This is a genomic window from Vibrio sp. 378 (assembly GCF_033339435.1).
On record NZ_JAWOUO010000357.1, the window covers coordinates 1 to 814 of the forward strand.

Below are 814 nucleotides of genomic sequence, written 5' to 3' on the forward strand. Positions count from 1 at the left end.
GAAATCGCTTGGTCGATACCAGCACGTACACGGTAGAAGCCTTCTTGAGTACGCTCACCTTCGATGAAGTCTTTATCATATGGGTCGCAATCTGAAGTTAGTAGGTCTGCCGCATTCGCATCAGTACGTGCAATAACTAGCGTTGTTGTGCCAGAAACGTCTGCAGCAAGACGCGCAGCTACCAGTTTTTGTACCGCTTCTTGCGTCGGAACCAGTACTTTACCGCCCATGTGACCACATTTTTTAACCGAAGCGAGTTGGTCTTCAAAGTGAACACCAGCGGCACCGGCTTCGATCATCGACTTCATCAGTTCATATGCGTTTAGCACGCCACCAAAGCCCGCCTCTGCGTCCGCTACGATTGGTAGGAAGTAATCAATACCACCTTCATCTTCAGGAGACTTGCCATTCGCCCACTGAATTTGGTCAGCACGACGGAAAGAGTTGTTGATGCGCTTAACCACTGATGGCACTGAGTCCACTGGGTATAGCGACTGATCCGGGTACATAGTCGATGCAGTGTTGTTATCTGCCGCTACCTGCCAGCCTGATAGGTAAATCGCTTCGATACCCGCTTTCGCTTGTTGTACGGCTTGACCACCTGTCAGTGCACCAAGACAGTTTACATAACCTTTTTTCGCACTGCCGTTGACCAGTGACCACAGCTTATCAGCACCACGTTGTGCGATTGTATTTGCTGGTACCATCGAGCCACGCAGTTCTACGACTTCTTCTGCAGTATACGTACGCTTTACGTTTTTCCAGCGTGGATTCGTTGCCCAGTCTTTTTCCAGAGCTTCAATTTGTTGGCGGC

General features: G+C 49.9%; 1 protein-coding gene. It reads right to left on the reverse strand.

What is annotated here, in order from left to right:
- Positions 1-814 (reverse strand): isocitrate lyase (aceA, locus tag R7Q48_RS26255; RefSeq protein WP_318133122.1); only part of this gene is annotated, 814 nt, incomplete at both ends.